The sequence below is a fragment of the Phenylobacterium sp. RIFCSPHIGHO2_01_FULL_69_31 genome (assembly GCF_001824475.1).
In the GTDB taxonomy this organism is placed as follows: domain Bacteria; phylum Pseudomonadota; class Alphaproteobacteria; order Caulobacterales; family Caulobacteraceae; genus Phenylobacterium.
In genome coordinates this window covers 181,528-205,868 of the sequence record NZ_MHXN01000031.1, presented here as the reverse complement: position 1 = coordinate 205,868, position 24,341 = coordinate 181,528, and the positions used below count along the sequence as shown (strand labels likewise).

Genomic DNA, 24,341 nt, shown 5'->3' with positions numbered 1-24,341 from the left:
GCGCAAGGTCCCGGGCCGGTCAGTTGCAGCCTAGAGCTTGTCGCTCTTCGGGCTGGGAGCCTGGGGTGGCGAGGGCGGCGACGGCGTACGGGCGGCTTCGCCCTGACGCACCTTGCCCGCGCCGCTGATGTCGGTCTCGAGGCTGCGGGGGTTAGTGAGCAGCCGCACGTCGCCCGCGCCGGAGATGTCGAGCCTGGCCCATTCGGTCGGGGCGATGGTCGCCTCGGCCGCGCCGGAGATGTCCACGTCCGCGCCTCGGGTCTTGAGGGCGCCAAGGTCGACATCGCCCTTGCCGGAGATGTCGAGCTCCAGGTCCTCGACCTCACCGGAGGCGGTCACCTTGGCCATGCCGGCCACGTCGAGGCGCAAGGTCTTCTGCCGGTAGCCTTCGATGGCCAGGGCGTTGTAGCCGGCGACATCGAAGCGATTGATGGCAGGCGCGCGGACCACGATGCTCAGCTTCGGACGCCAGTGGCCGCCGCCGCGTCCGTAGCGGATGCTGTCGCCGCGCACGACCACGCGGTCCACCGCCCGCTGCGGCCCCGTGACGGTCACCGTGCCCGGGCCGTCGGCCTGGACATAGCGGACGTCGGCGGCGAGACCGAGGTCCAGGCTGTCGCCGCCGGTCCAGGCGAGGGTGCGGGTGGCCTGCGGGCCGGCGTCCGGACCCCAGTCGCCGGGTCCACCGTCGTCGGAGTCCCAGCGCCCGTGGGTATGATTGTCCCGCTCGCCCCAGCCGCCCGAGAACATGTGCCAGCCGCCGCGGGTCACGGCTTCCGGACCACCGATGGCGATCGCAGCCGAGAGCGTTCCTACCGAGAGCACGAAGCCGGCGGCGGCGATCATGAAGAGTACGCGGATCATGTCTTCGCTCCTCAGGCTTGCGGTTCGAGGGCCGGCTTGAGCAGCCGGTAGTGGAGGCGGCCGTACCAGACGAGGGCGTTCATCAGGCCGATCGAGACGATGGTCAGCAGGGCCCCGCCCGAGGCGGATCCGGCCATGATGCCGATGCCGGCCAGGATCGCCGTGATCGGGCCGCCGGGCGGGTCGGTGAACGGGCCCGCGGCGAAGACGACGGCGCCCGCGAAGAAGCAGACGATGACCGCGACGGCCAGGCCGACGATGGCGCCAGCCACGCCCATCAGGATCGGCAGCAGGACAAGGATGTCGATGGCGCCCAGGCCCAGCACCGCAAACACTGCGGCCGCGGCCGACGAGGGGCTACGCTCCTCGCGCCAGCGGTTGAGGCTGCTCTCGGCGCGGATCTCGCGGGCCAGGCGATCGGGGTCCCCCAGCGCCGCGGCGACCTCGGCTTCGGTGCGGCCTGCGGCCTCGCCGTCGGCGAAGTGCGCCTCGTAGTCGGCGACGATATCGGTCACGGTTTGCGGGGGCAGGCCGCGAAGCCCCTCCCGCAGCCGGGCCATAAAAGCCTGGCGAGTCATTGCGCCCCTCCGAGGATGGTGTCGACCGCGCCGGAAAACGACTTCCAGGCTGCGGCTTGCGAGTTGAAGCTCTTCTTTCCGGCCTCGCTCAGCCGGTAGTACTTGCGCGGCGGACCGGCGGAGCTCTCGACCAGATAGGTCTCGACCAGGCCGTCGGACTGCAGCCGGCGCATCAGCGGATAGATCGTGCCTTCGCCCATGCCGATGGCGTCGGCGAGCCGGCTCGCGATCTCATAGGCGTAGCTGTCGTGCCGGTGGAGGAGGGCCAGAACACAGAGTTCGAGCGCCCCCTTCTTCAGCTGGATCTCAATGGCTTCGGGCACGTGATCGCCCCTCCTTGCTGAGCCATTGAGTACCGCCAGGTACTGTGCGGTGCAAGGTAGCTTGCATTAAACCTTAGTAACCCGGCGAGCGGCGTTACGGATGATGAAAGAGACTTAACTCGGCCGGCAGCCTTGACCGTGGCAACGAGCCGCTCCCCAACCGGAGTGTCCGATGTTCCGCAACCTGTTGTTCGCCGCCCTGATCGCCGCCGCGCCCGCATGCGCACTTGCGGGGGACCTGACCCCCAAGGCGGCCTCGGAGGTCGTGGACCAGCTGGTTGCGCACATGGATGGCTACATGGACCCGAAGGTGGCCGCCGAGGTCCAGGCCAGCCTGAAGGCGCACAAGGCCGAGTACGTGAAACTCGACACCCGCGCCGCATTTGCGGAGGCGGTCAGTCGCGACCTCTACGCCGTCTCGCGGGACCGTCACCTGAAGGTGTCGCTGGAGACCAACGACGCCAGCCGCGGGGCGCGGCTCAGCGATGAAGAGCAGGCGCTGGTCGATCGGCGCCTCGCCTACGGCCTGATGTCGGTGCGGCGGCTGCCGGGCAACATCGGGCTGCTCAAGACCAGCTATTTCGAGCAGGGCGAGGCGGGCGGCCGGCTGTCGAACACGATGATGGAGCTGCTCAAGGACACCGACGCCCTGATCATCGACCTGCGCGCCAACCGCGGGGGCGGCGGCGCCAGCGACGAGGCGCTGCTGGGCCACCTCTCCAGGACGCCGATCCCGATGGCGAAGATCTTCTGGCGGACGGCGTCGGGTGGGACCGACGTGATGCAGCGCCGGGCGGCGACCCCGACGGACGGCCCGCTCTATCCCGACAAGCCGGTCTTCGTCCTGACCTCTTCCCGAACCGCGTCGGCCGCGGAGGCCTTCGCCTACGATCTGCAGGCGGCGAAGCGGGCGCTGCTGGTGGGCGAGACGACGTCGGGGGCGGCCAACCCCTCGAACCGGCCGTTCCGGCTGGACTACGGCTTCCGCGTCTTCATCCCGACCGGCAAGGTGGTCCACCCGACCACCGGGGGAAACTGGGAAGGCGTCGGCGTGAAGCCAGACGTGGAGGTTCCCGTCGATCAGGCTCTGACCGAAGCCTACGCGCGCGCCCTGGCGGTCGCCAAGCCGATGGTCTCCACGCCGAAATCCGAGGCCGAGCGCGCGGCGGCGATCGCCGACCCGAAAGCGACGCTGCTGGCCGACCAGGCGCTCTAGCTTTTCACCTTCACATAGTCGCCCGGCGCGTCGCCCAACGGCTTCAGCGGACCCTTGGCCGGGTCGCGGGCCGGGACCTTTCCGCCGGACCTCGCCGACAGCCAGGCCAGCCAGTTCGGCCACCACGAGCCCGGGGCCTCGACGGCGCCCGCCTGCCATTCCTCGAGGGTGGCGGGCAGCTTGTCGTTGGTCCAGTGCTGGTACTTGTTGGCGGCGGGCGCATTGATCACGCCGGCGATGTGGCCCGAACCGGCCATAGTGAAGGTGGTTGGGCCGCCGAACAGCCGCGCGCCCTTGTAGACCGAGCGCGCCGGCGCGATGTGGTCTTCCTTGGACGACTGGACGTAAACGGGGACCTTCACCTTGCCGAGGTCGATCTGGACCCCGTCCAGGGTGAGCTCGCCCTTGGCCATGGCGTTGTCGCCGTAGAAGCGGCGCAGGTAGAAGGTGTGCAGTGTCTTGGGCATCCGCGTCTGGTCGGAGTTCCAGAACAGCAGGTCGAAAGGCTTGGGCTCCTTGCCCAGGAGATAGTTGTTCACGAAGAACGACCAGATCAGGTCGTTGCCGCGCAGGGCGTTGAACGTGTCGGCCATGGTCTGGCCCGAGAGGACGCCGCCCCCTTCGTCCATCTTGGCCTCGAGGTCCTTCAGCCAGTCCTCGTTCGTGAACAGGAGGAGGTCGCCGGCCTCGGAGAAGTCCTGCTGCGCGGCGAAGAAGGTGGCCGAGCCGATGGAGGTGTCGCCCTTGGCGGCCATGTGGCCCAGCGTGGCGGACAGAAGCGTGCCGCCGATGCAGTAGCCCACGGTGTTCACGTGGTCGACGCCCGCCTGCTTTCGGGCCGCGGCGACGCCCTCGTAGATCCCCTGGCGCATGTAGTCTTCGAAGGTCTTGGTCGCGAGCGCCGCGTCGGGGTTCACCCACGAGGCCACGAAGACGGTGATCCCCTGGGCGGCTAGCCAGCGGATCATCGAGTTCTCGGGGCGCAGGTCCAGGATGTAGAACTTGTTGATCCAGGGCGGGAAGATCACCAGCGGGATCTCGAACACCTCTTCGGTCGCGGGCGAGAACTGCAGCAGCTCGATGATCTCGTTGCGGAAGATCACCTTGCCGGGCGCCGTGGCGACATTCTCGCCGATCTTGAACATGTCGTAGTCGGTCTGGGCGATGGAGAGCTGTCCGCCGCCCCGCTGCAGGTCGGCCTGGAAGTTCTCCATGCCCTTGACCAGGCTGGCGCCGCCGGTGGCCATGACCTCCTTCAGCGCCGTCGGGTTGGAGGCGAGGAAGTTCGACGGCGAGAAGGCGTCGGTCAGCATCTTCATGAAGAACTCGACCCGCCGCTTCTCCAGCGGATCGACGCCGTCCACGTCGGCCACAAGGCCGTTCAGGAAGTTGGCGGTGAGCAGGTAGGACTGCTTGATGACGTCGAAGACCGGATTGTCCGACCAGTCAGGGTCGGCGAATCGCTTGTCGCCCTTGGCCGGCGCGACGACCGGGTCGGGCGCCTCGCCGCCGGCCCGGCGGGCGGTCGATTGCCACAGGTCGAGATAGCGGGAGAAGAGGTCGGCCTGGGCCCGCATCATCCGGTCCGGCTGGGCCGCCAGCCGGCTCATGACCTGGGTGAGGGCAGGGGCCACATGGAAGGGATCGGGCGAAAGGGCGGCCGGTCGGTCGGCTTGGCGCAGGGCCATCTCGGCGATCGCGCCCTGGGCGGTGATCGCGGCGCGGGCCAGGTTCATCGACAGCTGCTCGACGTGCGCGCGCTGCTCGGCGGTGAACGCCGCCGGATCGAAGCTGGGCAGACCCAGTTGCGGCGGGGGCTGCGAGGGCGGGTGCTGCGGCGCGGGCTCGGGCTTGAAGGTCTTGCCTTCGGCCACGGGCGCCTTGGCGGCCTTCTTGCCGCCCTTCTTGGAGCCGGCCTTCTTCGGCCCCTTGGCCGGGGTCGAGGTCTGCTCGCTCATCCTGTCGTTCTCCCGAATGGCGCGATCTGAAGTCGCGCTCTTCCGCCGGTCGCAATCATCGCATAAGACCTTGGCGCAAATGAACGCGTCGCGCCCGTTTTTTCCGAAGAAGCCCTGGGCTGGCACAGCGCTCGCCGTCGTGGCGGGTTCCCTGCTGCTGGGCGGCTGCGTCGGCAATCCGTTCAAGGACGCCAAGGTGGATCCGGCCTCGCCCGTGGCCGCCGACGTCACCCGACTGACCCGCCAGCCCGGCAAGTTCCCGACGTTTGCCTCGATTCCCAAGGCGCCCACCGACATTCGCCCGCTGGCCCAGTACGGCCGTGACGCCTATGCCGTGCTGGCCGAAGGCGAGGCCCTGACCCAGGCGACCGCGCCGGGCACCTGGACGCTGCAAGGCACCGACGCCTTCGCCGAGAAGGCCCGCCGCGACGCAGGGCCGCAGATCGAACCCCCGAAGCCCGGCGACGCCGAGGCTTTCGCACGGGAATTGCGCGAACGAGCTACCCCGCCTCCGCGGCGCTGAGCCCCGATGGGGCTTTTGGGGCCGCGAGAGGCATAAAAATCCCCCAAGCCGGCTTGGCGGACTCCCGCCCTGAGTCTATCGAAGCCTGACGTCAGCTCGCAGATCGGCCGCATGGGCGAACCGCGGCGAGAGAGCTCTACCTATGACACCCGAATTCCACCGCATCCGCCGCCTCCCGCCTTACGTCTTCGAGGAGGTGAACCGCATCAAGGCCCGCCTCCGTGGCCAGGGTACGGACATCATCGACTTCGGCATGGGCAATCCCGACATGCCGACCCCCAAGCACATCGTCGAGAAGCTGATCGAGACCGCCCGGGACCCGAAGGCCGGCCGGTATTCCGCCTCAAAAGGCATCTCGGGCCTGCGCAAGGCCATGGCCGGCTACTATGCGCGCCGCTTCGGCGTGAAGCTTGATCCGGACCGCGAAGTGATCTCGACCCTGGGCTCCAAGGAAGGGTTCGCCAACCTGGCGCAGGCCCTGACTGCGCCCGGCGATGTGATCATCTGCCCGAACCCCGCCTATCCGATCCACGCCTACGGCTTCATCATGGCGGGCGGCGTGATCCGCCACGTGCCGGCCGGCAGCCCGGAGGAATACCTCTCGGGGATCAGCCGCGCCGTGAAGCACTCGGCGCCGCCGCCCAGCGTGCTGATCGTCAGCTATCCGTCGAACCCGACCGCCCAGTGGGTGGACCTCGACTTCTACAAGGAGGTCGTGGCCCTGGCGCGCAAGCACGACCTGCTGGTGCTGTCCGACATCGCCTATTCCGAGATCTATTTCGACGACAACCCGCCGCCGTCGCTGCTGCAGGTGGAGGGCGCCAAGGACATCGCCGTCGAGGTCAATTCGCTCAGCAAGACCTTCGCCATGGCCGGCTGGCGGGTCGGCATGGTGGTCGGCAACGAACGGATGTGCGCGGCTTTGGCCCGGGTGAAGTCCTATCTGGACTACGGTGCCTATACACCGATCCAGGTGGCCGCTGCGGCGGCGCTGAACGGGCCCACCGACTGCATCGACGAGATCCGGGCGATCTACAAGGGCCGCCGCGACACCCTGGTGTCATCGATGAAGCGGGCCGGGTGGGACATCCCCGCGCCGCCGGCCTCGATGTTCGCCTGGGCCAAGCTGCCACCGCAGTACGAGGAAGCCGGATCGATGCTGTTCTCCAAGCTGCTGATCGAGGAGGCCGGCGTCGCCGTGGCGCCCGGCATCGCGTTCGGTGAATATGGCGAAGGCTATGTCCGCATCGGCCTGGTGGAGAACGAGCACCGCATCCGCCAAGCGGCGCGCAGCGTGAAGAAGTTCCTGGCCAACTCCGAGGAGATCCTGGGGCGCGCCCACAACGCCCTGGCCGCACAGTGACCGACATGGGAAGCGATCGAAAGACCTGGCGCATCGGCGTCGCGGGCCTCGGCACGGTCGGTGCGGGCCTGCTGACCTTCCTCTCCGAGCATCCGGATTTCGCACCGGCGGGCGGCCGGGCGGTCGTCACCGGCGTGTCGGCGCGGTCACGCTCGCGGCCCCGGCCGTTCGACATCTCGAACCTGCCCTGGTTCGACGATCCGGTGGCGTTGGCGAACTCGCCGGACGTGGACCTCTTCGTCGAGCTGATCGGCGGCTCCGACGGTCCGGCCAAGGCGGCGGTCGAGGCGGCGCTCTCCGCAGGCAAGCCGGTCGTGACGGCCAACAAGGCCCTGATCGCCGAGCACGGCGCCGAACTGGCCGCCCTGGCCGAGGCCAAGGGCGCGCCGCTGCTGTTCGAGGCCGCCGTCATGGGAGGGGTCCCGGCCGTGAAGATCGTGCGCGAGGCCCTGGTTGGCGACGAGATCCGCTCGGTGGCCGGCATCCTCAACGGCACCTGCAACTACATCCTCACCGAGATGGAGGCGACAGGCCGTTCGTTCGCCGAGGTGCTCGCCGAGGCCCAGCGGTTGGGTTACGCCGAGGCCGATCCCACCATGGACGTCGGCGGCTTCGACGCGGCGCACAAGATTTCGATCCTCGCGGCGCTGGCCTTCGGCTGCGCGCCGAACTTCGCCGCGGCCGAGATCGAGGGCATCGAGCAGGTCGACCTGCTGGACATCCGCATGGCGAAAGACCTGGGCTATCGCATCAAGCTGGTGGCCTCGGCCGAGCGTTCGGCCGACGGCGTGCTGGTGCGGGTGCATCCCTCCCTGGCGCCGCTCAACCACCCGCTGGCCCAGGCGGGCGGGGCGCTGAACGCGCTCTTCATCGAGGGCGCGCGGACGGGGCGGATCTTCGTCCAGGGCCCGGGGGCCGGGGCAGGGCCGACGGCCGCAGCCGTGGCCGCCGACATCGCGGATGTGATGACCGGTGCGGTCCGGCCCGTCTTCCAGGCGCCGGCCAGTTCGCTGAAGCCGTTCGATCCGATCGACCCGTCGCGGATGACGGGACGCGCCTATCTCCGCTTCCTGGTGAAGGACGAGCCGGGTGTGATCGCGGCGGTCTCCGAGACGCTCGCCGAGGCCGGCGTGTCCATCGAGAGCTTCCTGCAGAAGCCGACGGAAGGCGCCGAGGGCGTGCCGATCGTCCTGACGACCCACGCCGTGGCGGAATCTGTCCTGACGGCGGCAGTCGAGCGGATTGCGGGTCTGCCCGCGGTGTTGGATCGTCCTCATCTGTTGCGGATCGCCCGCATCTAGGGTCAAACGCGCCTCCGATAGAGATGCGCACGCTGGGGTTGGAAACGAGATGAGTTCTGAAGTTCTGGATCGCGGACTGGTGCTGGACGCGGTCCGGGTGACCGAGATCGCCGCCATCGCCGCCTGGAAGCTCGTGGGTCGCGGCGACGAAAAGGCCGCCGACCAAGCCGCCGTGGACGCCATGCGCACCGCGCTGAACGACCTCGACATCGATGGCGAGATCGTCATCGGCGAGGGCGAGCGCGATGAGGCGCCGATGCTCTACATCGGGGAGAAGGTGGGCAAGGGCAAAGGCGCCAAGATCGACATCGCCCTCGATCCGCTGGAAGGGACGACCCTGACGGCCAAGGCGATGGCCAACGCCTGCGCGGTGATGGCCTGGGCGCCCAAGGGCACCATGCTGAACGCCCCCGACACCTACATGGACAAGATCGCCTGCGGTCCCGGCTATCCGGCCGGGGTCATCGACCTGGACAAGAGCCCGGCCGACAACATCAAGGCGCTCGCCAAGGCCAAGGGTGTCGATCCCAGCGATATCACGGTCTGCATCCTGGACCGTCCGCGCCATGCCGACATCATCGCCTCGGCCCGTTCCGTCGGCGCGCGCGTGCACCTGATCACCGACGGCGACGTGGCCGGCGTGATCAACACGACCGACCCCGAGACCGGGATCGACCTCTATGTCGGCTCCGGCGGGGCGCCGGAGGGCGTGCTGGCCTGCGCGGCGCTGAAGTGCGTGGGCGGGCAGTTCCAGGGACGGCTGGTATTCCGCAACGCCGACGAGCGGGCGCGCGCCGCCCGGGTCGGGATCACCGACCTCGACAAGAAGTACGACCTGCACGAGATGGTCCGCGCCGACGCGATCTTCGCCGCCACGGGCGTCACCAAGGGCGCGCTGCTGGACGGCGTCACCTACTCGGGCGGCTTCGTGCATACCCACACCCTGGTCATGAACTCGGCCACCCGGACCGTGCGCGACGTGCGGATGAAGCGGCCCGTCTAGGTCAATCCGGTCAAGGTTCGCGTGCCGCCGTCCGGAGACCTCCGGGCGGCGTTCCGCGTCAATGCGACCGGATCTGTCGCACAGGGCGCGTAGGGCGATAGGTCCTAGCGACTCGTAGGCCGCCGGCCGATAGTGCCGCGCAAGGCTAAGGAGCGGACAGGCGGATGGCGGACGGGAGCGCGCATGTGGGGTTCCTGGGCGTCACGCGCTCGCTGAGCGGGCGGCTGTGGCGCCAGCGAGCCGCCGAGGCGGATGTCGTTCGCCGCCACCAGCTGGACCATGGCTTGTCCGAGCCGCTGGCCCGGGCCCTGGCCTCGCGCGGTGTGACCGTCGAGGCCTGCGCCGACTTCCTGAACCCGACGCTGAAGGCGCTGTTCCCCGACCCCTCATCGTTCGCAGACATGGACAGGGCCGCGGAGATCCTGGTGGACGCGCTGGAGGCGCGCCGTCGGATCGTGGTGTTCGCCGACTATGACGTCGACGGAGCCTCCTCGGCCTCGCTGATCGTGCGCTGGTTCCGGGCGATGGGCCTGGAGCTGTCGATCTATGTCCCCGACCGGATCAACGAGGGCTATGGCCCATCGCCCGCCGCCTTCCGCCGCCTGAAGGCCGAGGGCGCGGAGCTGGTCGTCACCGTGGACTGCGGCGCGGCGGCGCACGACGCCCTGGCGTGTGCGGTGGAGATCGACCTCCCGGTCGTGGTGGTGGACCACCACCTGATGCGGCGGGGCGAGATTCCGGCGGTGGCGGCTCTAGTGAACCCGAACCGGCCGGATTGTGGTTCGGGGCAGGGGCATTTGGCCGCGGCGGGGGTGAGCTTCGTGCTGCTTGCGGCGCTGTCTCGCGAGGCGCGCAAGCGAGGCCTCTGCGCGGGTGCGGGTCCCGATCTGAAGACCTGGCTGGACCTCGCCGCGATGGGCGCCGTCTGCGACGTGACCCAGCTCACCGGCTTCAACCGCGCCCTGGTCGCCCAGGGTCTGAAGGTCATGTCGGCCTGGGGCAACCCGGGACTGAAGGCCCTGATGGAGGTCGCCAAGTCCCAGGGGCCGGCGTCCGTATTCCACGTCGGCTTCCTGCTGGGGCCGCGGATCAACGCCGGCGGGCGCATCGGCCGCGCCGATCTCGGCGCGCGGCTGCTGTCCACCGACGATCCGGCGGAGGCGCAGGCCCTGGCTGCGGAGCTGGACGCGCTCAACGCCTCACGCAAACAGGTGGAGGCCGAGGTCCAGGAGGCGGCGATCCGCCACATCGAGCGTGAAAGCAACCAGGCCGACGCGCCCTGCCTGATCGTCGCCGACGACGGCTGGCATCCCGGGGTGATCGGCATCGTCGCCGGGCGGCTGCGCGAGCGTTACCGCAAGCCGGTGGTCGTCATCGGGATCGACCGGGCCGCCGACGTGGGCAAGGGGTCCGGCCGGTCGCAGCCGGGCGTCAACCTGGGGCGGGCGGTCCAGGCCGCCTACGAGGAAGGGCTGCTGCTGGCCGGCGGCGGCCATGCCATGGCGGCCGGCCTGTCGGTGCGGCCCGACACGATCCCCGAACTCCGAGCCTTTCTCTGCGAGCGGATGGCGGTCGAGGCCGAGATCGCCGCGGCCGCGGACGGGCTGGAAATCGACGCCCTGGTGACGACTCGGGGCGCCGACCGAAGCCTCTGGAGCGACTTCCAGCGGCTGGCGCCGTTCGGGCCGGGCAATCCCGAACCAACCTTCGCTGCGGCGGACGTGCGAATCGAACGGCCCATGGCCCTGCGCGGCGGACACGTGCGCTGCACCCTGGCCGACGGAAGCGGGGGCCGACTCAAGGCCGTCGCCTGGCGGGTCGAGGACACCGAGGCGGGCCGTCGCCTCCTGCAGGAAGGTGGCTCGGTCCATGTGGCCGGCCGTCTGAAACCCGACGACTGGCAGGGGCGCGAAGGGGTGGAACTCGAGATCGAGGACGTCGCCGACCCCCGCCGAACATAAGTCCGTTTCGGCCGCTTGCGCCCCAAAAAGAAGGCCGCTATAGAGCCGCCTCTCGCGCACGCGGTCCCTTCGTCTATCGGTTAGGACGCCAGGTTTTCAACCTGGAGAGAGGGGTTCGACTCCCCTAGGGACTGCCACGCGATTTCCCCACATCAGGTGCTCGACCTCGCGCGGCGCAGGATTCGCCGAACGCGAATCACCATTGACGTCCCATATGTTACAAGAACAGTGTTATAGTCGGCTCCGACCCAATTGTCGGGAGGGTAGCGGGCCGAGGGGCGAATGGCTGGTTACGAATTCGAGCAAGTGGATGCGCCGCCGCCGGTGCGGATTTGCGGGCGCGTGAAGTGGTTCGACGTGGGCAAGGGCTACGGCTTCATTGTCCCCGACGATCCAAGTCTCACCGACCTCAAGGATGTGCTGCTCCATGTCACGAGCCTCAGGACCTCAGGCCGTGAAAGCTGCCTCGAAGGCTCGCTGATCACCTGCGATGTCGTCCGCCGACCCAAGGGCTGGCAGGTCGCCGAGGTCGTGCTGGTTGACGAAAGCTCCGCCACGCCGGCTCCGCCACGTCCCGACGCGATGCGCAGCCGCCCCGAGGGTCTGAGCCGTCCGCCGCGCCGACCTGTCCAGGCCACCGGCCCGCTGGAAGAGGCCAAGGTGAAGTGGTTCAACCGCGCCAAGGGCTACGGCTTCGTGGTGCGCGACAACCAGCCGGGCGACATCTTCGTCCACATCGAGACGCTTCGGCGGTCGGGCATGGAGGATCTCCAGCCGGGCGAGAGCGTCATGGTCAGGTTCGCCGAGGGCCCTAAGGGACTTGTCGTGGCCGAGATCGAAGCGTCTAACCTCTCGTAAGAGAGACGACACGCTTCGGAGCTGCCTTCGTGTTGCATGAGTTGATCGGCCGGCGGCTGGGCGTCGCCCTGGCCTTGGCGCTGTGCGCCGCGCCGGCCTTGGCGCAGATTCCGCGTCAGGACCCAAAGGCCTGCAAGGGCCAGCCCGAGATCAAGCCACTGGAGGCGCTCCAGGTCCGAACCGACAAGGGCCTGCACGCCTTTATGGTCGAGGTGGCCGACAGCGATCGGGAGCGCGAGTACGGCCTGATGTGCCGCCGGAGCCTCGCGGCCGACCGCGGCATGCTGTTCCTGTTCGCCAAGGCCGGGCCGCAGATGTTCTGGATGCGGAACACGCTCATCCCGCTGGACATCATCTACATCGGCGAGAACGGCCGGGTCGTCTCGATCAGCCGCAATGTCCAACCGCTGGACGAGCGCGGCGCGCCGTCGGCGGGGCCGGCGAAGTTCGTGCTGGAGCTCGCGGCGGGCCGCGCGGCGCAGATCGGCCTCCTGCCCGGCGACCGGGTGCTGCATCGGGCGCTGCCGCGTGGCTGACGAGATCCCCGAGCCGCCGGCCGGCTTTGTCCTGACCAAGGGCCGCGGCCCGTTCTCGACCCACAATGGCCCCTACTACCACCGGCTCGGCGCCGGCGACCTGGTCGAGCAGGCGTTCTACGCCCTGCCGCGCCATACCAACGGCATCGGCATCGTACACGGCGGGATGCTGTCCGCCTTTACCGACGGGCTGCTGGCGGCGGCGGTGGGACGGGGCACGCAGAAGGTGGGCGTGACGATCCACCTCTCCATCGACTTCCTGCACATGGCCCGCGAAGGCGACTGGATCGTCGGCGAGGCGCGGATGAGCCGGGCCAGCCGGGACGTGGCCTTTGCCGACGGCCGCCTGCACGCCCGCGGGGTGGACATCGTCCGCGCGTCAGGCGTCTTCAAGCTGATGGGCCGGCCGGGCTAACAGCTCTTGTCGGCGAACAGGCCCTTCAGATGGGCCAGGCGCTGGGCGCGGGGGTTGACGGGCGCGGGCTCGGCCTGCGGCGCCTCGGACGTCGCCGCCATGCCCGGCATGGCGCCGTAGGCCTGGGCCAACTGCTGCTGCATCTGGACCTGCATCTGCTGCTGTTGCTGCTGCATGGCCTGCTGCTGGATGGCGCCCAGGGCCTGCTGCGCCGCATAGCCGCCCTGACCCCCGCCCAGCTTGCCGCTGCTCAGCAAGGGAGCCGCCGCCTGGAGGGCCGCGCCCGCGAAGCCCAGGAACTTGCGGCCCGACTCCGCGCGCCGGGCGGCCTTGGCTTCGCTGGCGGACAGGGCGTTGATCTCCTCGGTCAGGGCCGCGCAGGTCTTCTGGCTGTCCCCGGTCTCCACGACTGGCGGCTCGGCGGCGTGCGCAGCGGACGTCACAGCGACCAGACAGGCGCCGAGAACCGCACTGCGGCTGGGCAGGAAAGCCTTCATCATCGTCTCCGTGTATGGAGCGAATGTCTTGAGCCCCGCTGGCCGGGCCGTCGCGCCCGGCTCGACGAACAGCATGGCTTGCACGTTGAAGGCCGGGCCGCCGCGGCGCATCAGCCCCTTTACCGGACCGGGTAAACCCTTGTAGGGCAGGCGTTCCGGCGCCCTCGGGGCGTAGCGCAGCCTGGTAGCGCATCTGCTTTGGGAGCAGAGGGTCGGGAGTTCGAATCTCTCCGCCCCGACCACGCCGGCGGAATTTGAGGTCTGAAGAACAGCATGCTCGCGCGCATCTACCGTCCGTCCAAGACCGCCATGCAGTCGGGCCGCGCCAAGGCGGCGGCGTGGGTTCTGGAGTTCGAGCCCAAGGCCGCGCGCCGGCCCGACCCGCTGATGGGCTGGACGGTGACGACCGACACCGAGTCGAGCCAGGTGCGCCTGACCTTCGACACCAAGGAAGAGGCCGTGCGCTACGCCGAGACGCACGGGATCGCCTTCCAACTCATCGACCCGGCGCCGGCCAAGCGCATCATCAAGGCCTATGCCGACAACTTCGCCTTCGGCAGACGGATCCCCTGGACCCACTGAGGTCTCGCCTGAGCGCCCGTAGCTCAACCGGATAGAGCATCCGCCTTCTAAGCGGACGGTTGCAGGTTCGAGTCCTGCCGGGCGCGCCATCCGCAAAGTGTGGCAGCGTCAGCCCAGACGCTCGATCGCCGCGTCGTGGAATGTCACGTAGATGGCCGTATCCCCGCTGGCCAAGCCACAATAGGCCCCGGACGCTTGCGCAAGGTGGCAGGCGAGGGCCGTGAACTGCCAGGCTTCGTCTCTCGTGCAGCGAATACTGCGCGTCACGTACCGGTAGAGGCCGTATTTTCGGCCGAACGCTTCCACGAGGAGGGCGTCGCGGAAGAGCGGCTCCTCCACAGAGGGATGGTCCCAGGCCCACAGCCACGACGCGTCGCTCGCATGGTGCGTGCCGATAACCTGCACCTTAGCCGTGACGCGCACTTCGGGCTGTGTGAACCAGATCAGGCCCTGATCCATGTCGATATCCCACCGTTCGGCGGAGCCGAGGCCCCAGGCCTCCGCATGGGATTGCATCTTGAGCTGGAGATATTCGAGGCTGCGCTTGAGGGTCGCCTCCGGCTCCCTGGCTTCGGACACGCCGGGCTCCTCCATCTCGCGAACTGACGCACCGCAACTTTAGCTATTGCGATCGCGCCGCCAAGCGGGACACGCCACATCTCTCCGCCATGTTCGCCGCCGCCGCGGCCGTGTAAGCAGCCCTTCATGGCCTGGACAAAGACCTACGACGAAGCCGAGCCGCAGCGCGTGAACAAGTGGCTGGCGCAGAGCGGCGTGTGTTCGCGGCGCGAGGCCGAGGCGCTGATCGGCGAGGGGCTGGTCTATATCGACGGGGAGCGGGTGGAGGACGCGGGCCGCAAGATCCAGCCCGGCCAGACCCTGACGCTTACGGACAAGGCCGAGGGACGGCTGGAAGGCTTCACCGCCGTCCTGAACAAGCCGACCGGCTACGTCTCGGGCCAGCCGGAGCCGGGCTATACGCCGGCGGTGCGCCTGCTGACGCGGCAGGCGTTGGTGGGCGAGAGCGCCACGATACCCGACGCGAAGATGAGCCTGCCGCCTTTAGGTCGGCTGGACCTGGACAGCCACGGCCTGCTGATCCTGTCCAACGACGGCGTGCTGGCCAAGGCCGTGATCGGGCCGCAGTCGGAGCTGGACAAGGAATACGTCGTCCGCGTCGCCGGGCGCATCGACGAGCTGACGCTGGACCGCCTGCGCCACGGCCTGGAGCTGGACGGCCGCAAGCTGCGCCCGGCCAAGGTGAGCGTGATCCAGGGTCAGGTCCTGCGCTTCGTGCTCACCGAGGGCCGCAATCGCCAGATCCGACGCATGTGCGAGCTGGTCGGCCTGCGGGTGATGGACCTGAAGCGCATCCGGATCGGGCCGCTTCAGCTGGGCGATCTGCCGGAGGGTCGGTGGCGGGTCATGACGGCCGCCGAGCGCGAGGCGATGATCAGGTCGTCAAAGGGACCGGCGTCCGGTCGGGATTGAGCGGCACCACCCAGTCGGCCCGCTCCGGCATCTCGGCCAGGATCCAGCGCGTGAGCCGCTCGTAGTACTGCACGAACCGGCCCACCTCGCCGTCGGACATGCCGCCCCCGGTGCGGGCGCGCAGCTTCGCCTCCTGCTCCACGCGCCAGCCGCGGACCACGTGGAAGCTGGGCGCCTGGAGGAGGACCAGCCGGTCCAGCCGGCCAAAGAGCGCCTGATAGTGCTCAGCGAGCTGGCGGTTCACATAGCCTCGCCAGGCGCGGGTGGGATCGTCGCGCCGCTCCAGGCCGTTGGCGGGCTGCGTCAGCCGTTCCGCGGGCTCCGGTCGGGCGCCGACGCACCAGCCCTCTAGGATCACCACGTCGGCCGGCCCCTCGATCGTGCGCCAGCGGCTCTTGGGCTGGCGTTCGTCCGTGGCCTTGTCGAAGGCGGGCAGGGGCGTCGTCCCCTGGCCGCGGAGGTGATCGACCACAGCACAGGCCAGGGCCACGTCGTGGGTGCCGGGCGGCCCGCGGACCTGGAGCAGGCGGTGGACTTTGGCGGCGAGCCAAGCGCGGGCTTCGCGGCCGAGGTAGAAGTCGTCCAGGGAGATCGCGACCGTCTTCAGACCGTTGCGGTTGAGATAGCGCTCCGTCGCCGCCGCCACGGTCGACTTGCCCGAACCCTGCGCGCCGCAGAGACCGACGACCGCCGTGCGCCCGAAGTCGGCGCGCCAGTCGACGCAGCGGTCGGCGAGTGGGCGGCAGACCTCGTCGAACGTCGACTGGAAGGTTTCCGGCAGGCGCTCTTCGGCGATGAATTCCGCCAACCAGTCGTCCAAGCGTTCCCCAGCGCGCCCTAGTACCCGCCGACGATCGGCAGGATCTCGCCGGTGATGTAGCTGGAGGTCTGCGGCGACGCCAGGAACACGAAGGCCGGCGCGATCTCCTCCGGCTGGGCCGGGCGGCCCATGGGCGTCTTGGCGCCGAACTGCTGAAGCTCATCCCCCGACTTGTCGGCGGGGTTCAGCGGCGTCCAGACGGGGCCGGGCGCCACGGCGTTGACGCGAACCCCCTTCTTGATCAGCGACCCCGCAAGCGACCGTGTGAAGGCGTGGATCCCGCCCTTGGTCATCGAATAGTCCAGGAGTTCCTTCGAGCCCTCCAGCCCGGTGACCGACCCGGTGTTGATGATCGCCGAGCCCGGCTTCAGGTGGGGCGCGGCGGCCTTGGCCATGTTGAAATAGCCGTAGAGGTTCGTCTTCAGAGTGCGGTCGAAGTGCTCGTAGGTCAGGTCTTCGATGGACTTTGCGTGTTCCTGGAAGGCCGCGTTGTTCACCAGGATGTCCAGACCGCCGAGAGCCTCGATGGTCTTTGCCACCGCGGCCTCGGCATATTCGGGATCGGCCACATCCCCGGGGATGAGTATCGCCTTGCGCCCTTCCTTCTCCACGGCGGCCTTCGTGGCCTCGGCGTCCTCCTCCTCCTCGAGATAGGCGATCGCGACGTCGCAGCCTTCGCGCGCGAACAGCACGGCCACCGCCCGGCCGATGCCGGAGTCGCCGCCGGTGATCAGGGCGACCTTGCCCTTGAGCTTCTCGGAGCCCTTGTAGAACGGGGCGTCCCACATCGGCTTCAGGGTGAGGTCGGCCTCGACCCCCGGCTTTTCCAGGTGCTTCCCCGGCAGCGGCGGCACGGGGTAGGCGCGGGCGCCGGTCTGGGGCGGCGCATCGTCGTCAGCCTTGAAGGACCGCTTCTCCTTCGCCTCGATCTCCTTCTGGATCTTCCGCTCGTCGTCGGCCACGCGCTCGGCGCGGTCCTCGAAGCCTTGCTGCGCGCCAGTCATCACGCTCTCCTTGCTGCTCGGCCAGCAAGCGCGGGAGGGACCCAGGGGTTCCGCTCAGTCGGCGAGTTTGGCGTAGGCGTCCAGGCCGCGGCGTAGATCGGCGATCAGGTCTTCAGGGTCCTCGAGGCCCACGTGCAGGCGCATCAGCGGACCGCCGTAGTCGGTTGCGAACCGCCGGACGTGGAGCTGCGGATCGCAGGAGATGGCCAGGCTCTCGAATCCGCCCCAGGAGAAGCCCAGACCGAACAGCTTGAGGGCGTCGAGGAAGGCGTTGACCGCCGCCTCGGGCGCAGGCCGCAGGACGAAGCCGAACAGCCCGCAGGCGCCCGTGAAGTCGCGCGCCCACAGCGCGTGGTCGGAAAAGCTCGGCAGGCCCGGGTGCAGGACTTGGCGGACTTCCGGCTGGTCGCCCAACCAGCGGGCGACGGTCAGGCCGCTGTCGGCGTGGCGGGCCATGCGTGTGGGCAGGGTGCGAAGGCCGCGGAGGATCGCGTACGCCTCCTCGCCGGAGACGGCCCAGCCCATGTGATGGACGCCGTCGACCAGCTTGCGCACCAGGGCGGGGTCGCGGGCGGCCACGGACCCCATGAACACGTCCGAGTGACCGCCCACATACTTGGTCAGCGCCTGGATGGACAGGTCGACGCCGTGGGCGAGCGGCTTGAACAGGAGCCCCGCCGCCCAGGTGTTGTCGATGGCGGTCAGGATGCCCCGCTCGCGCGCCAGTTCGGCGATGCGGGGCACGTCCTGCATCTCGAAGGACAGCGAGCCGGGGCTTTCCAGAAGGATCAGGCGCACGGCGTCGGAGGCTGTGGTGACCAGGGTCTCGGGCGGGGTGTGCGGATCGAAATAGATCACCGTCACGCCGAACCGCTTGAGCACCTGGTCGCAGAACCGGCGGACGGGCTTGTAGACGTTGTCGACGACCAGGATCTCGTCGCCCGCCTTCAGCAGGGCCATGAGCGCGCCCGAGATCGCCGCGATGCCCGACGGATAAAGCGACACGCCCACCGCGCCTTCCAGGACGGCCAGGGCTTCCTGCAGGCACGCCTGGGCCGCCAGGCCGCCGCGGCCATAAGTCACGTGGTTGGCGTCGTCGTAGAGCGCCTCCGCATTGGGCAGCAGCACGGTCGAACCCTTCTGGATCGGCGGCCCGACGGTCTTGGCGAGCGCGCCGCCGGTCTTGCCGGCGTGGATCAGGCGAGTCTCATCCGACATGCGGGGTTGCGGGTCCGGGCGACGCTGGCGAAAGTGCCAAGGCACTTAGAGCCCCAAGCCCTTCAGCGTTTCAAGGGAGCAGCGATGATCCGGCGCCTCACGGCGATCGCGGCGGCGATAGCGTTCCTAAGCGCATGCAGCCGGCCGCCCGCGCCAGAGACCAAGGCTCCGGAGGCCGCGCCGGCCGTCAAGGCCCGATCGGCACAGGCCGGATACGAGCCGGCCGAGAGTCCGACGCTGAAGGCTGTGAAGGCGCGCGGCTACGTCGCCTGCGGCGTCCATGAGGGCCTGCCGGGCTTTGCCTTGCGGGACGCGCGCGGAGCGTGGCGCGGCTTCGACGTGGATGTCTGCCGCGCCGTGGCGGCCGCGACGTTGGGCGACGCCACCAAGGTGCGGTTCACCGTCATCGGCGCGCAGGACCGCTTCGGCGCCCTGCAGAAGGGCCAATTGGACCTGCTGTCGCGCAACACCTCCCAGACTTTCGCGCGCGAGGTCGGCCTGGGCGTGACCTTCCCGGTCGTCACCTACTACGACGGCCAGGGGTTCCTGGCGCCGCGGTCGATGGGCCTGGCCAGCGCCGAGGAGCTGAACGGCGCGCGCGTCTGCGTGCAGGAGGGCACCGCCAGCGCGGGCAACGTCGAGGACTACTTCCGCGTCCGCGGCCTAAAGTACCGCGCCGTAGTGGCTGCCACGGAGGAGAAGGCCCGCCAGTTGTACGAGGCCGAAAGCTGCGACGTCTTCACCGCCGACATCTCGGCGCTGGCCGCATCGCGCTCGCTGCTGAGCAACCCCAATGGGCATGTGATCCTGCCCGATGTGATCTCGAAGGAGCCGCTCGGGCCCGTGGTGCGCCAGGACGATCCCGTGTGGGCCGATATCGTGCGCTGGACGGTCTATGCAACGCTGCTGGGCGAGGAACTGGGGTTGAGCGCGCGCACGGTGGAGCAGGCTCGCGAGACGGCCACAGACCCGGAGACGCGCCGGCTGCTGGGTGTGGAGGGCGACCTCGGCGCCCTGCTGGGCCTGAAGGCCGACTGGGCGTTCCAGGTGATCCGGCAGGTCGGCGCCTATCACGAGATCTTCCGCCGCGACCTGGGCCAGGACTCGGCCCTGCGACTGGACCGCGGCCTCAACGCCCTGTGGAACGCGCCGGCGCCCGGGCTGATGTATGCGCCACCCATGCGGTGACCGCGCCGCTACAGCTCCATGATCATGGCGCAGCGGTCGGCCAGCCCCTTGGCGGCCTCGTAGGCGAGGGCCTGACGGATGCTGGCGGGCGCGTCCTCCGGGTCCCATTCGCGGAAGCCGAACGAGGCGTAGAAGGGGGCGTTCCACGGCACGTTGCGGAAGGTCGTCAGGCTGAGGGCGGCAAGCCCCTGCGCTTGGGCGTAGGCGCGAGCGGTGTCCAGCAGCCCTCGGCCGATGCCCTTGCCCTGATGCGTGCGCAGGACATCCACCTCGTCGATGTGCAGGCGTTGATCATCGATGCGGCCGGCCAGGTAGCCGACGGGCGCATCCTCGATCTCGGCGACCCAGAGCGTGCCGGCCGCCAGGTGGGGTCGCCAGGCGTCGGTCGGCGAGGCGTCGGTGAGCAGCCAGGCAGGGACGTCGCGGCCCTCGAACGCCGAGGCGGCCGAGCGTTCGATCTCAGGCAGGTGCGGAAGGTCGCTCTCTCGGGCCAGGCGGATCTGTATGGGTCAGGCTCCCGCGACCACGGCGGTGTCGGAACGGCCTCCCCACTCGGTCCACGAGCCGTCGTACACGGCCACGTCGAACCGCCCTAGGCGCGCCAGGGCCAGGGCCAGCACCGAGGCGGTCACCCCGGAGCCACAGGTGGTGACGATGGGGCGGGCCAGATCGACGTGCGCGAAGACCGGGCGGAGATCCGCGGCGGACTTGAGCGTCCCGTCCGGGTTAACGACCTGGTCGAACGGCAAGTTCAGCGCGCCGGGCATGTGGCCGGAGCGAAGGCTGGCGCGGGGCTCGGGCGCCTCGCCGCGGAAACGGCCGGCGGACCGGGCGTCGACCACCTGGGCCGAGCTGTCAGCAAGGATGCCCGCGACGGCGTTCAGGTCCCTGACGAGACTCGCGTTGGAGTCGGGGGTGACCGAAACCGGCGAGGGGCTGGGAACGTCGGTTTCGACCGGACGACCCTCGGCGCGCCATTTCCTGAGCCCGCCGTCGAGGACGAAGACGTCCGCAAAGCCCATGGCGCGTAGGGTCCACCACACGCGCGGGGCCGAATAGATGCCGTGGGCGTCGTACACGACGATGGTGGAGTCTCGCGCCAGCCCCAGTGCGCCGGCGGCCTCGGCGAACGCCTCCGGCGTCGGCAGCATGTGGGGCAGGTCCGTGCCGAGGTCGGCGATGGCGTTGATGTCGAAGAACACTGCGCCGGGGATATGGCCCGCCAGATAGGTGTCGCGTCCGTGCCCCGGCTGGCCAACGAGGGGCAGGGTGGCGTCGACCACCCGCAGGCCGGGATCGCCCAGCCGCCCGGCGAGCCAATCGGTGGAGACGAGGGGGTCTATTCCAGCCATGAGGGAACCGGCAGGCCCTTCTCCCGCAGGAAAGGCGGGTTGTAGATCTTGGATTGATACCGCTGGCCGTGGTCGCAAAGTACGGTGACGATGGTGTGGCCGGGACCCAGATCCTGGGCCATTCGGATGGCGCCGGCGACGTTGACCCCCGTCGAGCCGCCCATCACCAGGCCCTCGAATTCCATCAGATCGAAGATGGCCAGCAGCATCTCCTCGTCCGAGATGCGGTAGGCGTGGTCGACCTTGAGGTCCGTGAGGTTGGCGGTGATCCGGCCCTGGCCGATACCCTCGCTGATCGAACTGCCCTCGGCCTTCAGCTCGCCGTCGGTGTAATATTTGTAGAGGGCGGCGCCGTGGGGATCGGCCAGACCGATCTTCACCTTGGGATTCCGCTCGCGCAGGGCCTGCGCCACGCCGGCCAGCGTGCCGCCCGAGCCGACGGCGCTGATGAAGGCGTCGACCTTGCCCTCGGTCTGCGCCCAGATCTCGGGACCGGTCCCCCGGACGTGAGCCTCGCGGTTCGCGACATTGTCGAACTGGTTGGCCCAGACCGCGCCGCTCGGCTCCTTCGCGTCAAGTTCCGCCGCCAGGCGCCCGGAATACTTCACGTAGTTCATCTCGTTGGAGTAGGGGACGGCGTCCACCTCAACGAGTTCGGCGCCGTAGAGCCGGATGGCGTCCTTCTTCTCCTGGCTCTGGGTCCGGGGGATCACGATGGTGCACTTGTAGCCGAGCGCCTTGCCGACCATGGCCAGGCCGATGCCCGTATTGCCGGCCGTGCCCTCGACGATGCGGCCGCCCGGACGCAGCAGGCCCTTCCGTTCGGCGTCGCGGACGATGTAGAGCGCGGCCCGGTCCTTGACCGACTGGCCGGGGTTCATGAACTCGGCCTTGGCGAGGATCTCGCACCCGGTCATCTCGCTGGCGCGGCGCAGCCGCAGGAGCGGCGTGTTGCCGATGAGGTCGAGGACGGAGGGCGCGACGGTCATGGCCGCCTACTTAAGGAAGCGCGGCGGCCCAGAACAGGGGGCCGCTCAAGCTTTGATGAGACTGAGTTGCACCACGTCGGTGCGCTCGGTCCGGAACCCTGCCTCGCAATAGCTCAGGTAGAAGCGCCAGAGCTTGCGGAAACGCTCGTCAAAGCCCAGGCGGGTGATCTCGTCCCAGGCGGCCTCGAAACGCCGGCCCCACTCGGCCAGGGTGTCGGCGTAGCAGACCCCGAAACGGGAGATCGGGCCCCAGGCGAGGCCAGCCCGGTCGGTCGCCGCCCTCAGCCGCTCCTCGGAGGGCAGCATGCCGCCGGGGAAGATGTACTTCTGGATGAAGTCGGGCGTGCGTCTGTAGTGCTCGAAATACTCGTCGCGGATGGTGATGATCTGCAGGCCGGCCTGGCCGCCGGGCTTCAGGCTGTCGCGCACCTTGTCGAAATAGGTGGGCCAGTACCGCTCGCCGACCGCCTCGAACATCTCGATGGAGGCCACCCGGTCGAACCGACCCGCCACATCGCGGTAGTCGACCAACTGGATTTCGGCCTTCTCGTTCAGCCCCTGGCGGAACATCCGCTCCTTGGCGAACTTGAACTGCTCCTCGGAGATCGTGATGGCGGTCACCTTGGCGCCCACGTCCTTGGCGGCGAACTCGGCGAAGCCGCCCCAGCCGCAGCCGATCTCGAGGACGTGGTGCTCGGGGGCCAGGCCCATGCTCTCGCAGAGGGTCCGGTACTTGCGCTTCTGGGCGTCGGACAAGGCCTCGCCGGGCCGTTCGAACCGCGCCGCGGAATAGGTCATCGTCGTGTCGAGCCAGCGCGAGTAGAACGCGTTGCCCAGGTCGTAGTGGGCCTGGATGTTCTTCTTCGAACCCGATCGGCTGTTGTTGCGGCCCAGGGCGTGCTCGATGACGTTGAGCGCAGCCATGAAGCGCGAGCCGAACGACACCTTTTCGAAGCGTGCGTAGTTCTGTGCGAGCACCTCCAGGAGCACCGACAGGTCGGGGGTGTCCCACTCGCCGGCCATATAGCCTTCGCCGAAGCCGATGGTGCCGTTCGAGATGGTGCGCTTGATGAAGTCGTAGTCGCGGACGACCAGCCGCGCCTCAAGACCGGGCTCGCGACCCTCCAAGCGGATCTCGCGGCCATCCGGCAACACGAAGGTCATCACCCCCGTGTTCCAATTCCGGATGATCGTCCGCGCCGCCGCCCTGAACACCAGCGGTGTTCCCGACAGGTCCGTCACAGGCAACCTCCGAGCATTTCACGTCCCTTGAGCCACGCCGACGATAGCACCGACGTCATTGCGGGCTATCGGGCGTGGGAGAGGTACGGTCAAGACACGGATCGGGAGGCGCCGGATTGGGCTTGAGATGGGCGGCGGGTCGGGCGACTAGAGGCGCGAACGCCCCAAAGGAGCCCCATGGCCACGCTGACGCTCAATCGCTGGAACTTCTCGATCGGCGATAGCCAGCCGCTGGTGGTGATCGCAGGCCTGAACGTATTCGAGGACCTGGACATGGCCCTGGACGTCGGCCGCCGGCTGAAGGCGACCTGCGCCGAACTGGGCCTGCCCTATGTGTTCAAGGCCAGCTTCGACAAGGCCAACCGCTCGTCGATCCGCAGCTACCGTGGCCCGGGCCTTGCCGAGGGGCTGAGGATGCTGGCCGCCGTGAAGGCTGAACTGGACGTGCCGATCTGCACCGACCTGCACGAGGTCGAACAGGCCGAGCCGGTGGCGGCGGTGGCCGACCTGGTCCAAATCCCGGCCTTCCTGTGCCGCCAGACCGACCTGGTGGTGGCGACGGCCCGGGCGACGGCCGCGGCGGGCGGGCTGCTGCATGTGAAGAAGGGCCAGTTCCTGGCGCCCTGGGATGCGCGCGCCATCGTCGACAAGATCCGCGAGGCGACGCCGGGCCAGGAGCTGACCATCCTGTGCGAGCGCGGGGTCTCCTTCGGCTACAACAACCTGGTGGTGGACATGCTGGGCCTGGAGCGGATGAAGGAGCTGGGTGTGCCGGTGACCATCGACGCCACCCACGCCGTCCAGCTCCCGGGCGCGGACCCGCGGAGCAATAGCGTGGCCACGGGCGGCCGGCGCGAGGGGGTGCCGGTCATCGCTCGCGCCGCGGTGGCCGCGGGGGCGGACGGGGTGTTCCTGGAGTTCCATCCGGATCCCGATCGAGCGCTGTGCGATGGCCCGAGCGCCCTGCCGCTCAACGCCGCCGAAGGGCTCCTGAAGCAGCTCAAGGCGATCCACGCCGCCGTGCGCGCGGCTTGACCGGCCCGCCAACGCGCCGCACAC

The 24,341-nt window shown here is 69.1% G+C and carries 26 protein-coding genes and 3 tRNA genes; 16 read left to right on the top strand and 13 right to left on the bottom strand.

What is annotated here, in order from left to right; translation table 11 throughout:
* Window positions 1–30: 30 nt before the first annotated feature.
* From A2790_RS16465 to A2790_RS16455, 3 genes are read right to left on the bottom strand one after another with little or no spacing between them, the layout of a single operon-like run.
* Window positions 31–864: a DUF2807 domain-containing protein gene (locus A2790_RS16465; protein WP_293393723.1), complete on the bottom strand. Its 834-nt coding sequence runs from the start codon at window positions 862–864 to the stop codon at window positions 31–33.
* Window positions 865–875: 11 nt separating this feature from the next.
* Window positions 876–1,442 (bottom strand): DUF1700 domain-containing protein, encoded by a 567-nt coding sequence (locus A2790_RS16460; RefSeq protein WP_293393721.1) that lies wholly within the window; start codon window positions 1,440–1,442, stop codon window positions 876–878.
* On the bottom strand, window positions 1,439–1,765 hold the full coding sequence (locus tag A2790_RS16455) for a PadR family transcriptional regulator (RefSeq protein WP_293393719.1): 327 nt from the start codon (window positions 1,763–1,765) through the stop codon (window positions 1,439–1,441). The genes A2790_RS16460 and A2790_RS16455 overlap by 4 nt, the downstream gene beginning before the upstream one ends.
* Window positions 1,766–1,937: 172 nt before the next feature.
* Between A2790_RS16455 and A2790_RS16450 the strand changes: the two genes are divergently transcribed.
* Entirely contained in the window at window positions 1,938–2,981 is a 1,044-nt protein-coding gene (locus A2790_RS16450) for a S41 family peptidase (protein ID WP_293393717.1), read from the top strand.
* On the opposite strand, the gene phaC is transcribed toward A2790_RS16450, so the two are convergent.
* A complete protein-coding gene (phaC, locus tag A2790_RS16445) occupies window positions 2,978–4,939 on the bottom strand; it encodes a class I poly(R)-hydroxyalkanoic acid synthase (RefSeq protein ID WP_293393715.1) in 1,962 nt (653 codons plus the stop codon). The two genes, A2790_RS16450 and phaC, sit on opposite strands and share 4 nt — an antisense overlap.
* 139 nt (window positions 4,940–5,078) lie before the next feature.
* Here phaC and A2790_RS16440 point away from each other — a divergent pair, with 139 nt between their 5' ends.
* The 9 genes from A2790_RS16440 to A2790_RS16400 all read left to right on the top strand — a co-directional run bounded on the left by A2790_RS16440 (window position 5,079) and on the right by A2790_RS16400 (window position 12,899).
* Entirely contained in the window at window positions 5,079–5,462 is a 384-nt protein-coding gene (locus A2790_RS16440; protein ID WP_293393713.1) for a hypothetical protein, read from the top strand.
* Between the two features lie 142 nt (window positions 5,463–5,604).
* A complete protein-coding gene (locus A2790_RS16435; RefSeq protein ID WP_293393712.1) occupies window positions 5,605–6,825 on the top strand; it encodes an LL-diaminopimelate aminotransferase in 1,221 nt (406 codons plus the stop codon).
* Between the two features lie 5 nt (window positions 6,826–6,830).
* Window positions 6,831–8,126 (top strand): homoserine dehydrogenase, encoded by a 1,296-nt coding sequence (locus A2790_RS16430; RefSeq protein WP_293393710.1) that lies wholly within the window; start codon window positions 6,831–6,833, stop codon window positions 8,124–8,126.
* A gap of 49 nt (window positions 8,127–8,175) precedes the next feature.
* The gene (glpX, locus tag A2790_RS16425; RefSeq protein ID WP_293393708.1) at window positions 8,176–9,129 is read left to right on the top strand and encodes a class II fructose-bisphosphatase; all 954 of its coding nucleotides are present in this window, start codon (window positions 8,176–8,178) and stop codon (window positions 9,127–9,129) included.
* 164 nt (window positions 9,130–9,293) lie between these two features.
* Window positions 9,294–11,090: a single-stranded-DNA-specific exonuclease RecJ gene (gene recJ / locus A2790_RS16420; RefSeq protein ID WP_293393707.1), complete on the top strand. Its 1,797-nt coding sequence runs from the start codon at window positions 9,294–9,296 to the stop codon at window positions 11,088–11,090.
* 62 nt (window positions 11,091–11,152) lie between these two features.
* A tRNA-Glu gene (locus tag A2790_RS16415) sits at window positions 11,153–11,227 on the top strand.
* A gap of 145 nt (window positions 11,228–11,372) precedes the next feature.
* Window positions 11,373–11,948 carry a cold-shock protein gene (locus tag A2790_RS16410; RefSeq protein ID WP_293393705.1) on the top strand — a complete coding sequence of 192 codons (576 nt, stop codon included), beginning with the start codon at window positions 11,373–11,375 and terminating at the stop codon, window positions 11,946–11,948.
* A 29-nt stretch (window positions 11,949–11,977) separates the two neighbouring features.
* The gene (locus tag A2790_RS16405) at window positions 11,978–12,484 is read left to right on the top strand and encodes a DUF192 domain-containing protein (RefSeq protein ID WP_293393703.1); all 507 of its coding nucleotides are present in this window, start codon (window positions 11,978–11,980) and stop codon (window positions 12,482–12,484) included.
* Entirely contained in the window at window positions 12,477–12,899 is a 423-nt protein-coding gene (locus tag A2790_RS16400; protein ID WP_293393701.1) for a PaaI family thioesterase, read from the top strand. The genes A2790_RS16405 and A2790_RS16400 overlap by 8 nt, the downstream gene beginning before the upstream one ends.
* Here A2790_RS16400 and A2790_RS16395 read toward each other — a convergent pair.
* Window positions 12,896–13,507, bottom strand: a complete 612-nt coding sequence (locus A2790_RS16395) for a hypothetical protein (protein ID WP_293393700.1) — start codon at window positions 13,505–13,507, stop codon at window positions 12,896–12,898. The genes A2790_RS16400 and A2790_RS16395 overlap by 4 nt on opposite strands.
* A 54-nt stretch (window positions 13,508–13,561) precedes the next feature.
* Here A2790_RS16395 and A2790_RS16390 point away from each other — a divergent pair.
* The 3 genes from A2790_RS16390 to A2790_RS16380 all read left to right on the top strand — a co-directional run bounded on the left by A2790_RS16390 (window position 13,562) and on the right by A2790_RS16380 (window position 14,067).
* A tRNA-Pro gene (locus A2790_RS16390) sits at window positions 13,562–13,638 on the top strand.
* A 31-nt stretch (window positions 13,639–13,669) separates the two neighbouring features.
* The gene (locus A2790_RS16385) at window positions 13,670–13,978 is read left to right on the top strand and encodes an ETC complex I subunit (RefSeq protein ID WP_293393698.1); all 309 of its coding nucleotides are present in this window, start codon (window positions 13,670–13,672) and stop codon (window positions 13,976–13,978) included.
* A gap of 12 nt (window positions 13,979–13,990) precedes the next feature.
* Window positions 13,991–14,067: transfer RNA gene (locus A2790_RS16380), tRNA-Arg, on the top strand.
* Between the two features lie 19 nt (window positions 14,068–14,086).
* Here A2790_RS16380 and A2790_RS16375 read toward each other — a convergent pair.
* Window positions 14,087–14,557 (bottom strand): DUF6882 domain-containing protein, encoded by a 471-nt coding sequence (locus A2790_RS16375; RefSeq protein ID WP_293393696.1) that lies wholly within the window; start codon window positions 14,555–14,557, stop codon window positions 14,087–14,089.
* A 126-nt stretch (window positions 14,558–14,683) separates the two neighbouring features.
* Between A2790_RS16375 and A2790_RS16370 the strand changes: the two genes are divergently transcribed.
* Window positions 14,684–15,469: a pseudouridine synthase gene (locus tag A2790_RS16370; protein WP_293393694.1), complete on the top strand. Its 786-nt coding sequence runs from the start codon at window positions 14,684–14,686 to the stop codon at window positions 15,467–15,469.
* Here A2790_RS16370 and A2790_RS16365 read toward each other — a convergent pair.
* From A2790_RS16365 to metC, 3 genes are read right to left on the bottom strand one after another with little or no spacing between them, the layout of a single operon-like run.
* Window positions 15,432–16,277 carry a kinase gene (locus A2790_RS16365; protein ID WP_293393692.1) on the bottom strand — a complete coding sequence of 282 codons (846 nt, stop codon included), beginning with the start codon at window positions 16,275–16,277 and terminating at the stop codon, window positions 15,432–15,434. The two genes, A2790_RS16370 and A2790_RS16365, sit on opposite strands and share 38 nt — an antisense overlap.
* Before the next feature lie 29 nt (window positions 16,278–16,306).
* Complete coding sequence (locus A2790_RS16360) at window positions 16,307–17,293, bottom strand: SDR family oxidoreductase (protein ID WP_293393690.1); 987 nt, start codon at window positions 17,291–17,293, stop codon at window positions 16,307–16,309.
* A 54-nt stretch (window positions 17,294–17,347) separates the two neighbouring features.
* Window positions 17,348–18,511 carry a cystathionine beta-lyase gene (metC, locus tag A2790_RS16355; protein WP_293393688.1) on the bottom strand — a complete coding sequence of 388 codons (1,164 nt, stop codon included), beginning with the start codon at window positions 18,509–18,511 and terminating at the stop codon, window positions 17,348–17,350.
* Window positions 18,512–18,595: 84 nt separating this feature from the next.
* Between metC and A2790_RS16350 the strand changes: the two genes are divergently transcribed.
* Window positions 18,596–19,699, top strand: coding sequence for an amino acid ABC transporter substrate-binding protein (locus tag A2790_RS16350; protein WP_293393686.1), 1,104 nt, complete (start codon window positions 18,596–18,598; stop codon window positions 19,697–19,699).
* Between the two features lie 8 nt (window positions 19,700–19,707).
* Here A2790_RS16350 and A2790_RS16345 read toward each other — a convergent pair whose 3' ends face one another.
* From A2790_RS16345 to A2790_RS16330, 4 genes are all read right to left on the bottom strand, one after another.
* Window positions 19,708–20,106, bottom strand: a complete 399-nt coding sequence (locus tag A2790_RS16345; RefSeq protein ID WP_293393779.1) for a GNAT family N-acetyltransferase — start codon at window positions 20,104–20,106, stop codon at window positions 19,708–19,710.
* 102 nt (window positions 20,107–20,208) lie between these two features.
* Complete coding sequence (gene sseA, locus A2790_RS16340; RefSeq protein ID WP_293393684.1) at window positions 20,209–21,051, bottom strand: 3-mercaptopyruvate sulfurtransferase; 843 nt, start codon at window positions 21,049–21,051, stop codon at window positions 20,209–20,211.
* Window positions 21,039–22,040, bottom strand: a complete 1,002-nt coding sequence (locus A2790_RS16335) for a cysteine synthase A (protein ID WP_293393682.1) — start codon at window positions 22,038–22,040, stop codon at window positions 21,039–21,041. Before A2790_RS16335 ends, sseA begins: the two co-directional genes overlap by 13 nt.
* 45 nt (window positions 22,041–22,085) lie before the next feature.
* Entirely contained in the window at window positions 22,086–23,282 is a 1,197-nt protein-coding gene (locus tag A2790_RS16330) for a cyclopropane-fatty-acyl-phospholipid synthase family protein (RefSeq protein WP_293393680.1), read from the bottom strand.
* Between the two features lie 177 nt (window positions 23,283–23,459).
* Between A2790_RS16330 and kdsA the strand changes: the two genes are divergently transcribed.
* Window positions 23,460–24,317: a 3-deoxy-8-phosphooctulonate synthase gene (kdsA, locus tag A2790_RS16325; protein WP_293393678.1), complete on the top strand. Its 858-nt coding sequence runs from the start codon at window positions 23,460–23,462 to the stop codon at window positions 24,315–24,317.
* The last annotated feature ends 24 nt before the right edge of the window (window positions 24,318–24,341 follow it).

Bases quoted from the DNA above. Each gene is read 5' to 3' on its own strand.
- A2790_RS16465 (WP_293393723.1), bottom strand. From the start codon at position 864: ATGATCCGCGTACTCTTCATGATCGCCGCCGCCGGCTTCGTGCTCTCG.
- A2790_RS16460 (WP_293393721.1), bottom strand. From the start codon at position 1,442: ATGACTCGCCAGGCTTTTATGGCCCGGCTGCGGGAGGGGCTTCGCGGC.
- A2790_RS16450 (WP_293393717.1), top strand. From the start codon at position 1,938: ATGTTCCGCAACCTGTTGTTCGCCGCCCTGATCGCCGCCGCGCCCGCA.
- phaC (WP_293393715.1), bottom strand. From the start codon at position 4,939: ATGAGCGAGCAGACCTCGACCCCGGCCAAGGGGCCGAAGAAGGCCGGC.
- A2790_RS16435 (WP_293393712.1), top strand. From the start codon at position 5,605: ATGACACCCGAATTCCACCGCATCCGCCGCCTCCCGCCTTACGTCTTC.
- A2790_RS16430 (WP_293393710.1), top strand. From the start codon at position 6,831: ATGGGAAGCGATCGAAAGACCTGGCGCATCGGCGTCGCGGGCCTCGGC.
- glpX (WP_293393708.1), top strand. From the start codon at position 8,176: ATGAGTTCTGAAGTTCTGGATCGCGGACTGGTGCTGGACGCGGTCCGG.
- recJ (WP_293393707.1), top strand. From the start codon at position 9,294: ATGGCGGACGGGAGCGCGCATGTGGGGTTCCTGGGCGTCACGCGCTCG.
- A2790_RS16410 (WP_293393705.1), top strand. From the start codon at position 11,373: ATGGCTGGTTACGAATTCGAGCAAGTGGATGCGCCGCCGCCGGTGCGG.
- A2790_RS16395 (WP_293393700.1), bottom strand. From the start codon at position 13,507: ATGCGCCGCGGCGGCCCGGCCTTCAACGTGCAAGCCATGCTGTTCGTC.
- A2790_RS16385 (WP_293393698.1), top strand. From the start codon at position 13,670: ATGCTCGCGCGCATCTACCGTCCGTCCAAGACCGCCATGCAGTCGGGC.
- A2790_RS16370 (WP_293393694.1), top strand. From the start codon at position 14,684: ATGGCCTGGACAAAGACCTACGACGAAGCCGAGCCGCAGCGCGTGAAC.
- A2790_RS16360 (WP_293393690.1), bottom strand. From the start codon at position 17,293: ATGACTGGCGCGCAGCAAGGCTTCGAGGACCGCGCCGAGCGCGTGGCC.
- metC (WP_293393688.1), bottom strand. From the start codon at position 18,511: ATGTCGGATGAGACTCGCCTGATCCACGCCGGCAAGACCGGCGGCGCG.
- A2790_RS16350 (WP_293393686.1), top strand. From the start codon at position 18,596: ATGATCCGGCGCCTCACGGCGATCGCGGCGGCGATAGCGTTCCTAAGC.
- sseA (WP_293393684.1), bottom strand. From the start codon at position 21,051: ATGGCTGGAATAGACCCCCTCGTCTCCACCGATTGGCTCGCCGGGCGG.
- A2790_RS16335 (WP_293393682.1), bottom strand. From the start codon at position 22,040: ATGACCGTCGCGCCCTCCGTCCTCGACCTCATCGGCAACACGCCGCTC.
- kdsA (WP_293393678.1), top strand. From the start codon at position 23,460: ATGGCCACGCTGACGCTCAATCGCTGGAACTTCTCGATCGGCGATAGC.